Annotated in this window: 5 protein-coding genes and 1 pseudogene; 3 read left to right on the top strand and 3 right to left on the bottom strand. The window is 73.4% G+C overall.

The window, feature by feature from the left end:
• A pseudogene (locus JL475_RS22270) lies at positions 1 to 75 on the top strand (NADPH-dependent F420 reductase); the annotation flags it as partial.
• Positions 76 to 131: 56 nt separating this feature from the next.
• Positions 132 to 350: a hypothetical protein gene (locus JL475_RS22265; protein ID WP_202279582.1), complete on the top strand. Its 219-nt coding sequence runs from the start codon at positions 132 to 134 to the stop codon at positions 348 to 350.
• Between the two features lie 51 nt (positions 351 to 401).
• On the opposite strand, the gene JL475_RS22260 is transcribed toward JL475_RS22265, so the two are convergent.
• Positions 402 to 1202, bottom strand: coding sequence for a site-2 protease family protein (locus JL475_RS22260; protein ID WP_202279581.1), 801 nt, complete (start codon positions 1200 to 1202; stop codon positions 402 to 404).
• Positions 1203 to 1399: 197 nt separating this feature from the next.
• On the opposite strand from JL475_RS22260, the gene JL475_RS22255 reads away from it, so the two are divergent.
• The gene (locus tag JL475_RS22255; RefSeq protein ID WP_202279580.1) at positions 1400 to 4681 is read left to right on the top strand and encodes a BTAD domain-containing putative transcriptional regulator; all 3282 of its coding nucleotides are present in this window, start codon (positions 1400 to 1402) and stop codon (positions 4679 to 4681) included.
• A gap of 55 nt (positions 4682 to 4736) precedes the next feature.
• Here JL475_RS22255 and JL475_RS22250 read toward each other — a convergent pair whose 3' ends face one another.
• Both JL475_RS22250 and JL475_RS22245 read right to left on the bottom strand, forming a co-directional pair.
• Positions 4737 to 5621: an ABC transporter permease gene (locus JL475_RS22250; RefSeq protein ID WP_237407921.1), complete on the bottom strand. Its 885-nt coding sequence runs from the start codon at positions 5619 to 5621 to the stop codon at positions 4737 to 4739.
• On the bottom strand, positions 5618 to 6652 hold the full coding sequence (locus tag JL475_RS22245; RefSeq protein ID WP_202279579.1) for an ATP-binding cassette domain-containing protein: 1035 nt from the start codon (positions 6650 to 6652) through the stop codon (positions 5618 to 5620). The genes JL475_RS22250 and JL475_RS22245 overlap by 4 nt, the downstream gene beginning before the upstream one ends.
• Positions 6653 to 6723: the final 71 nt, after the last annotated feature.

Below are 6723 nucleotides of genomic sequence, written 5' to 3'. Positions count from 1 at the left end.
GCGCTGGTCGCCAACCTGATCTCCGTCAACCGCCGCTACAAGGCACACGCCGGGCTCCGCGTCACGGACGTATGAGGCGATGGGGGACACTGGTCGACGAAGCAGTGTCCCCCGACAGGAGCCCAGCCGCCATGCCCCGCCTCGCTCTCTACGCCTTCATCGTCTGCCTCCTCACCGTCGCCGCGGCCGTCGTGTCCTTCGCCCGGGGCAGCTGGTTGCTGGGCGTCGTCTGGGTCCTGCTGGTGGGCCTGTCGTCCAACATGACCTGGTACTACGTGCGGCGCGCCCGGGCGCAGAAGGAACTGCGGGCGGCACAGGCCGCCCAGGCGGACCACTCCGCCACGTGCTGACGGCCGGCCCCGGCGCCGGCTGCTGACGGCCGGTTCCGTCACGCGACGACGTCACGCGACGACCGAGCAGAGCTCGTTCGTGTCCTGCCAGAAGCGGAACAGCTCCAGACCGCAGTACGTCTCGATCTCGTGGATGCCCAGGGCCGACAGGATCGAGTGGACCACGTCGAAGAACACACCGTTCACCGTGGGCAGCCACAGCAGCGCGAACACGAGCAGCAGACCGAACGGCGCGATCGGCTCCACCTGCCGCCGGAACCCGTGCGACAGCCAGGGCTCGAGCACGCCGTAGCCGTCCAGCCCCGGCACCGGCAGGAAGTTCAGGATCGCGGCCGTCACCTGGAGCAGCGCGAGGAACGCCAGCGCGAACCGGAAGGGGACCGGTACGCCGTCCAGCGCGCCCAGCCAGAACGGTGCCGTGCACACCGCCGCGAACAGGACGTTCGTCAGGGGGCCCGCCGCCGAGATCAGACTGTGCCGCCAGCGCCCCCGGATCCGGCCCCGCTCGATGAACACCGCCCCGCCCGGCAGACCGATGCCCCCCATGATCACGAACACCACGGGGAGCACGATGCTGAGCAGGGCGTGCGTGTACTTCAGCGGGTTCAGCGTCAGGTAGCCCTTCGCGCCGATCGAGATGTCGCCGCTGTGCAGCGCGGTGCGCGCGTGCGCGTACTCGTGCAGGCACAGCGAGACGACCCAGGCGGCGGTCACGAACAGGAACACGGCGAAGCCGGTCCGGTCCGCGAACCCGGTCCAGGTGGCCCATCCCGCCACCGCCGTGACGGCCAGGATGCCCAGGAAGACGGGGCTGATCCTCCGGTCGCTGCGGCGGGTGGCGGCGGTGGTCATGGGGCTCCCTGGACTGCTCGTCGGGCGCACGGCGGCACGCGGGGCGGACTGCCCGACCGTACCGGGCGCACCCGGAAAACGTCTCGCGCCGGCCACCGGTTCCGGAGAGGGTGGGACGAGGGCGCCCGGCCCGCCCCGGCCCGGACCCGGCACCGCCCCGGCCCCGACCCGTGATCGCCCCCGCACCACCGGAGACAATGGACCCCGTGCGCTATCGCATCCTCGGCACCACACAGGCACTCCGCCCCGACGGCACCGCCGTCCCGGTCGGCGGGGCGCGGCTGCGTGCGCTGCTGACCGTGCTCGCGCTGCGGGCCGGCCGTACGGTGCCGGTGCGGCTGCTCGTCGACGAGGTGTGGGACGGCGACCCGCCGGCCGACGCGACGGGGGCACTGCAGGCATTGGTGGGGCGGCTGCGCCGGGCGCTCGGCGCGGACGCGGTGGCCTCCGAGGACGGCGGCTACCGGCTCACGGCCGCGCCCGACGACATCGACCTGCACCGGTTCGAGCGGCTGGCCGGAGAGGGCCTGCGCGCGTTGTCCGACGGGGACCCGGCCAAGGCGGGCGCCGTGCTCGACGACGCCCTCGCCCTGTGGCAGGGGCCCGCCCTCGCCGACCTGCCCGACCGCACCGCGGAGGCGGCCCGGCTCGACACCCGGCGCCTGGACGCCCTGCGCGCCCGGCACGGCGCGGCCCTCGCCCTCGGCCGGGCCGAGCAGTCGCTGCCCGAGCTGACCGCCCTGTGCGACAGCCGTCCGCTCGACGAACCCCTGCAGGCGCTGCGGCTGCGCGCCCTGCGCGACGCGGGCCGCAGCGCCGAGGCACTGGCCGCGTACGAGGACGTACGGCGGCTGCTCGCGGACCGCCTCGGCTCCGACCCCGGTAGCGAACTGCGCGCCCTGCACGCCGAGTTGCTGAGCCCAGACACACCCGTGCCGGAGTCCCGGTCCGGGTCCTCCCGGCCGCCCGGCAACCTGCGGGCCCGGCTGACCTCCTTCGTCGGCCGGGAGGCCGACATCGAGGCGATCCGCCACGATCTCGCCGCCGCCCGGCTGGTCACCCTGCTCGGACCGGGCGGGGCCGGCAAGACCAGGCTGTCGCAGGAGGCCGCCGAGGCCGTCCGCCGGCACAGTCCGGACGGCGTGTGGCTGGCCGAACTCGCCCCGGTCGACGATCCCGCCGACGTCCCCGAGGCGGTGGTCACCGCCGTCGGTGCCCGCGAGACCGTGCTGTACGGCGCCGGCGTCGAGAGCATGCGGGCGGCAGGAGCCGACCGCGGTGACGGCCCCCTGGACCGGCTCGCCGAACACTGCGGCAGGCGCCGCATGCTGCTCGTCCTGGACAACTGCGAGCATGTCGTGGACGCCGCCGCCCGGCTGGTCCAGGCTCTGCTGGAGCGCTGCCCCGGCCTCACCGTACTCGCCACCAGCCGCGAACCCCTGGGCGTACCGGGGGAGTTGCTGCGCCCGGTGGAGCCACTGCCGGAGCCGGTCGCGCTGCGGCTGCTCGCCGACCGCGGGGCCGCCGCCCGCCCCGGCTTCCGCGTCGAGGACGAACCGGAAGCCTGCGCGGAGATCTGCCGACGGCTCGACGGGCTGCCCCTCGCCATCGAACTCGCCGCCGCCCGGCTGCGGATGCTGACCCCGCGCCAGATCGCCGACCGCCTCGACGACCGCTTCCGGCTGCTCACCTCCGGCAGCCGCACCGCACGGCACCGCCAGCAGACCCTGCGGGCCGTCGTCGACTGGTCCTGGGACCTGCTCGACGCGGACGAACGGGACGTGCTGCGGCGGCTGTCCGTCTTCGCCGGCGGCTGCGACCTCGCCGCCGCCGAGGCCGTCTGCGGGCCGGTGGCCCTGGACGCGCTCGGTTCGCTCGTGGACAAGTCCCTGGTGGTGGCTGCCCCTTCGGGTGACGCCGGGATGCGCTACCGGCTGCTGGAGACGGTCGCCGAGTACGCGGCCGAACGCCTCGACGAGGCCGGGCAGCGGGCCGGCGCCGAGCGCGCGCATCTGACGTACTACCGCGAACTCGCCCGGACCACGGACCCGTTGCTGCGTGGACCGGAGCAACTCGAGGCCATCCAGCGGCTGGAGCTTGAGTACGAGAACCTGCGCACCGCGCTGCGGCACGCCGTCGCCGCGCGCGACGAGCACGAGGCGCTGTGCCTGACGCTGTCGCTGGTCTGGTACTGGCAGATGCGCGACCAGCGGATCGAGGCCCGCAACTGGTGCCGTGAGGTCATGGCGCTCGGCCCGGACCCGTTCGCCGAACCGGTGCGCCCCGCCGCCGCGTTGTGGCAGCGCTGCACCGACGCCCCGCCACCGCTGGCCGACGAGGTGCTCACCGAGGCCCGACGCGGCGTGCATCTGGCCCACATGGCGTGCATGGACACGGAGTTGGACGACTGGCAGACCCCGCAGGCACAGCACAGACTGCGCCTGATCGCCGCGGCCTACGAGCCCGGCCTGCCGCAGACCTGCCGCCCGCCCGGCACGTTCTGGGCGTTCGCCCTGATGCTGACCGGCAACATGAGCACGCTGCGCACCGTCCTCGACGACAACGTCCGCACCTGCCGGCGGACGCCCGGCTTCGAGTGGGAGCTGGCCTCCACCCTGCAGCTGCGGGCCAACCTCCTCGCCAACCGCAGCGACTGGGCGGGCGACGCGCGGCGCGACGCCGACGAGGCCCTGGAGGTCTACCGGCGCCTCGGGGACGCCTGGGGCACCGCCGAGGCGCTCTCCGCGCGCGGGGAGGCACGCGAACGCGGCGGCGAGTACCGGCTCGCCGCCGCGGACTACGAGGCGGCGATCGAGTACGCCGAACACCTCGGGGCCCGCACCCAGGTGGCGGTGCTCACCGCCCGGCTGGGCAGCGCGCTGCTGGAGGCAGGCGAGGAAGAGGAGGAGGAACGCGGCGAACGGCTGTTGCGCGAGGTCATCGATCTGCCGGGCGACAGGCACAACGAGGCGCTGCCCGCCGCCCGGCTCTTCCTGACCGGCTGGCTCGGCATGACCGGCCGGACCGCCGAGGCGCGGGCCCAACTGCGGGCGCTGCGCCAGGAATTCCGTATCGCGCACTACGTCGTCTTCGACGCGTTCATCCTCGGGGCCGAGGGCTGGCTGGACATCGTCGACGGGCACGACGAACAGGCGCTGGTCACCATCCGCGCGGCGCTCGCGCGGTCCGGCGATCCGCTGACCGTGGCCATTGCCTCCCACATGCGCGCGGCGTATCTGACCATGGGCGCCACGGCACTGGCCGTGGTGGACGGCGGACGGCGCGCCCGGGACGCGGCCCGCTGCCTCGGCGCCGCCGACGCCATGCTGCCGCCCGGCCATGTCACCGCCCGCATGGAGCGCGAGGTGCGCGTCCTGGCCGAACGGCGGACCCGGGCCGCCCTCGGCGACCCGGCCTACGAGGCCGCGTACACCGAGGGCACCGCCCTCTCCCCGGAGAAGGCCGCCGCCCTGGTCTGAGCCGACCCACGCCCGGCCCGGCGGGATGCCCGCCGGGCCGGGCGTGGGTCGGGAGTCAGCTCTTGGTGCGGAACTTGTGGATCGCGATGGGCGCCATCACCGCGGTGATCCCCACCGACCAGGCCAGCGTCATCCACAGGCCGTGCGCGACCGGGCCGCCCGCCATCAGCCCGCGCGCGGCGTCCGCCAGCGAGGACAGCGGGTTGTACTCGGTGAAGCTCTGCAGCCAGCCCGGCATCGACCGGGTCGGCGCGAAGATCGACGAACCGAACTGCAGCGGCATCAGCACCAGGAAACCCATCGCCTGCACCGACTGCGCGTTCTTCATCGTCACGCCCAGCGTGATGAAGATCCACATGAGGGCGGAGCCGAACACCACGGACAGCCCCACGGCGGCGAACAGCCCCGGCCAGTGGGTGATGTCGAAGCCGACCAGGACACCGACGACCAGGAGGATCGTGGTGGCGATCAGCATCCGCAGGATCTCGACCGCGATCTTGGCGAAGAGCACCGAGCCACGGCCGATGGGCAGCGACCGGAAGCGGTCCATGACACCCGTGTTGAAGTCCTGGTTGAAGCCGGTGCCCACCCCCATGGCCATGTTCATCCCCATCATGGCCATCAGGCCGGGCACGATGTACTGGACGTACGCCTCCTGCCCGCCGCCCAGCGCCTGCCCGATCGAGCCGCCGAAGACGTACACGAACAGCAGCGTGAAGACGATCGGGAACAGCACGGCGTCGAACATGGACTCCGGGTCCTGCCGGATCCACAGAAGATTGCGGCGGACCAGCGCGCCGGTGTGGCGCAGATGGGAGCGGAGCGGGATACGGCCGTCCGCGCTGATCACGGGGGCCGCTTCGGATCCGTCGGCCGCTCCGGGCCCGCCGGTCGATCCGGGGGCGTCGCCGGAAGTGGTCACGGTCGTCGCGGAGCTCATGCGGCGGCCTCCTCGCGGGTCTCGGCGGTCTCGGCGGACACAGCGTCCTGCGGGGCACTGGCACGGTGGCCGGTGAGGGACAGGAACACCTCGTCCAGGCTGGGCAGTTCGGTGGTGATGGAGGCGAGGGTGAGGCCGCGCGCGGTGACGGCGCCGACCACCGCGGTCAGCTGCTCGTCGCTGAGGATCGGGACCACTACGACACCCCGCTCGGCGTCCACGGCCGCGCTCGCGAGCCCGGTGACGCCCAGGCCGTCGAGCGCGTCGGCGAGCGGGCGCAACTGGAGCGGATCGGCCGGACGGACGCGCAGGGTACGGCCGCCGACCCTGGCCTTCAGCTCCTCGATGCCGCCGTTCGCGATGACCTTGCCGCGGTCCACGACGGTCAGCTCGGAGGCGAGCTGCTCGGCCTCCTCCATGTACTGGGTGGTCAGCAGCACCGTCACCCCGTCCCCGACCAGCCGCTTGACCTCGACCCACACCTCGTTGCGGGTGCGCGGGTCCAGTCCGGTGGTCGGCTCGTCCAGGAACAGCACGGTCGGCCGGCCGATCATCGAGGCGGCCAGGTCCAGCCGGCGCCGCATACCGCCGGAGTAGGTGGCCGCCGGGCGCCGGGCCGCCTCGGTGAGCGAGAACCGCTCCAGCATTCTGTCGGCGCGGGTGCGGGCCTCCTTGCGGGGCAGGTCGAGCAGCCGGCCGATCATGTAGAGGTTCTCCCAGCCGGAGAGCTTCTCGTCCACGGAGGCGTACTGCCCGGTCAGCCCGATCACCCGGCGCAGCTGCCGGGGCTGGCGGACCACGTCGTAACCGGCGACGGTGGCTCGGCCGGCGGTCGGGGCGAGCAGGGTGGACAGGATCCGTACGAGGGTCGTCTTACCGGCCCCGTTCGGCCCGAGCACTCCCATCACGGTGCCCTCGCGGACCTCCAGGTCGACACCGTCCAGCGCCTTGGTCTCGCCGTAGTGCTTGACCAGCCCCCGCACGGTGACGGCACTGCCCGCGCCCCCGGAGTCGTTGTCGTTTCGCGTCATGCCCCCGAGACTGCCACCCCCCACTGACAAACCCCCGACAGACTTCCGACAGGGACGGGAACTTTGTCGGC

Origin of the sequence: Streptomyces sp. M2CJ-2, assembly GCF_016757295.1 — a bacterium.
In the GTDB taxonomy this organism is placed as follows: Bacteria; Actinomycetota; Actinomycetes; order Streptomycetales; family Streptomycetaceae; genus Streptomyces.
The sequence above is the reverse complement of the archived record's forward strand: the minus strand, read 5'-3'. Positions and strand labels throughout refer to the sequence as shown.

What these genes read in the sequence shown, in the direction of transcription:
- JL475_RS22265 (WP_202279582.1), top strand. Translation starts at nt 132, where the DNA reads ATGCCCCGCCTCGCTCTCTACGCCTTCATCGTCTGCCTCCTCACCGTC.
- JL475_RS22260 (WP_202279581.1), bottom strand. Translation starts at nt 1,202, where the DNA reads ATGACCACCGCCGCCACCCGCCGCAGCGACCGGAGGATCAGCCCCGTC.
- JL475_RS22255 (WP_202279580.1), top strand. Translation starts at nt 1,400, where the DNA reads ATGGACCCCGTGCGCTATCGCATCCTCGGCACCACACAGGCACTCCGC.
- JL475_RS22250 (WP_237407921.1), bottom strand. Translation starts at nt 5,621, where the DNA reads ATGAGCTCCGCGACGACCGTGACCACTTCCGGCGACGCCCCCGGATCG.
- JL475_RS22245 (WP_202279579.1), bottom strand. Translation starts at nt 6,652, where the DNA reads ATGACGCGAAACGACAACGACTCCGGGGGCGCGGGCAGTGCCGTCACC.